The 2249-nt window shown below is 76.4% G+C and carries 1 protein-coding gene; it reads right to left on the reverse strand.

Going from position 1 to position 2249, the window contains the following annotated elements:
• Positions 1-169: 169 nt before the first annotated feature.
• Positions 170-1990: a hypothetical protein gene (locus VF746_02880; GenBank protein ID HEX8691362.1), complete on the reverse strand. Its 1821-nt coding sequence runs from the start codon at positions 1988-1990 to the stop codon at positions 170-172.
• Positions 1991-2249: the final 259 nt, after the last annotated feature.

The raw sequence follows: 2249 nt of genomic DNA on the forward strand, positions 1-2249 counted from the left end.
AGGGATGCGCGCCCGACAGGGCCGGGACGCCGCCGCGACACGGGGTTTCGTCGCGGCGGTGGCCCGGCGCGGTTGGGCACGGTCGTATCGTGCCCTACCGCGCGCGCAGCCCGGCCCGGAGCGCAGCGGAGGGACACGCCCGAACCCGCGGTCGCAGTCGCGGTTTTCGTCAGTTCGGGAAGCTGAAGAGCGAGGCGGAGATCGAGCGGCGGGAGCTGCGGGCGAGCTGGGGGTCGTCGCCCAGGGTGCCGCGGCCCACCGCCTGGCCCACGCCGAAGGAGATCTGCAGCCCGCCGGGGCGGAAGTCCGGCGCCACGGGGAAGGCCACGTCCAGCCGGTACGTCTGCCGCGACCCCGGCGGGAAGGCGATGCGAAAGCCCCCGCCCACGCTCAGCAGGAGCGGCGAGTCTTCGCCGAAGGGGTCGCCGCCCGCCCAGGTGCGGCCGGCGTCGACGAACAGGGCGGTGCCCAGGTCGAAGAGGCGCGGGTACGGCCACCCCAGGTAGGCGCGGTGCTCCAGCGTCCCCACCACCCGCCGCTCGCCGGCGTACACGTGGCGCGGGAAGCCGCGCAGCCCCGCGCGGTGCCCCGCGGTGAGCTGGAAGGGGACGGTGGTCTCCCACCCCCCCGCCGCGCGCGCGGCCAGCACGAAGGTGTGGCTCGACTCCTCCCCGGGGCGCCAGTACGCCCAGGCGTCGACCTGGCCGAAGAGGTCGCGCCAGCCGCGCGAGCCGCCGCCCAGGTCGCGCTTGGCTTCCAGCACCAGGCGGCTCCCCGCCAGCACGCCGCGCAGGTCGCCCGCGGCGGCCAGGCCCAGCTCCAGCGCCAGGTCGTCGCCGTCGGAGAGCGCCCCCAGGCTGCGCCCCAGCCCCAGCTCGGCCTCCAGCCCCAGCCGCACGTCCTCGGCCCCGCGCACGGCGTCGAGCGCGCGGCGGCGCTCGAAGTACACGTTGCGCTGGCCCAGCAGGAACATCAGCCGCACGGTGGAGATCGAGTCGAGCCCCGCCACCTGGCCGCCGCCGGGGAGCGGGACCGCCTCGGGGTCGTCGGGCGCGGCCAGGCTGTCGCGCGGGTAGGCGATGAACTCCCCCACCAGCGCCGCGCCCACCAGGGTCAGGCTGCCGCGGCGGCCCAGGCGCATCACCACGCCGGCGTCGAAGCCGGTGCGCTCCTCCGCGAAGAAGCGCCGCTCCAGCCCGCCCGCCGCGTCGCGCACGAAGTACTCGAAGTTCCTCTCCACGTGCTCGAACTGCTGCCGCGCGGCGAAGCGCCCGTTCTCGCCGCGGAACGGCCAGGCCAGCCGCTGCTGCAGCGAGAGCCCCACCGGGGTGCGGGCCAGCGACAGGTCGGCGTCCAGGTGGGTGCCCAGGAGCTGCCGGGTGCCCACCGCGGCGCCGTAGACGTGCTGCCCCTGGTACTCCTTGTAGAACGCCGACACCCGCTGCCCCCGCCCCAGCAGGTTCTCCTCGCGCAGCTCCAGCCCCGTGAGCGCCGCGCCGCCGGACTCCAGCTGCGGCTCCAGGCGGGTGGACCACTCGTCGCGCGTCTCCACCACCACGTGCCAGGTGGAGTCGGGCTGGCGCAGCGCGAAGACGTCGGCGTCGGCGATGAAGGGGAGCGCCCTCAGGATGCGCTCCGAGTCTTCGAGCTGGGCGGGGCGGTAGCAGCTCCCCTCGCGGAAGAGCAGCTCGCGGCGGATCACCCCCTCGCGGGTGCGCATGTGCAGGCGGTTGGCCAGCCGGTACGCCCAGTTGAAGCGGGGGTCCAGGTCGGGGTCGCCCACCACGAACACCGAGTTGTTGTCGACGAAGACCTGCGAGATGGTGCCGCCGCGGCAGAGGAAGGCGTCTTCGGCGGACGGCGCCGCGGACCCGGCCGGCGGGGGGAGGGGCTCCGCCGCCGATGCCTGCGCAGCCGCCCCCCGCGCCGCGGCCGCGCCGGCCAGGACGGCGGCCAGCGCGAGGCGGCGGAAGCGGCGGGTGGCGGTCATGGCGCCTCGCAGCGCAAGGGCGGGCGCCGCGCGGGCGCGGCCGCACCGTCCGGGTTTCCTGCGACGGGATGCGGGGGAAGGGGGGAGCAAGCTTCGGGCCGGGGTCCGGGCGGAAAAAGAGGCGGGGCTCCCGGATGGGTGCCCCGCCTCAGGAGCGCGCGTCATACCGGCGCGCGGCCGGATCGTTCCGTCACCCCCCCGTGGCGGCCAGCGGCGGCTCGGGCTCGGACTCCACGGCCAGCACCGGCTCCACGACCAG

Source organism: Longimicrobium sp., from assembly GCA_036389795.1.
GTDB lineage: Bacteria > Gemmatimonadota > Gemmatimonadetes > Longimicrobiales > Longimicrobiaceae > Longimicrobium.

Excerpts from the sequence above, each read along its gene's own strand:
- VF746_02880 (HEX8691362.1), bottom strand. The coding sequence starts at position 1,990 with ATGACCGCCACCCGCCGCTTCCGCCGCCTCGCGCTGGCCGCCGTCCTG.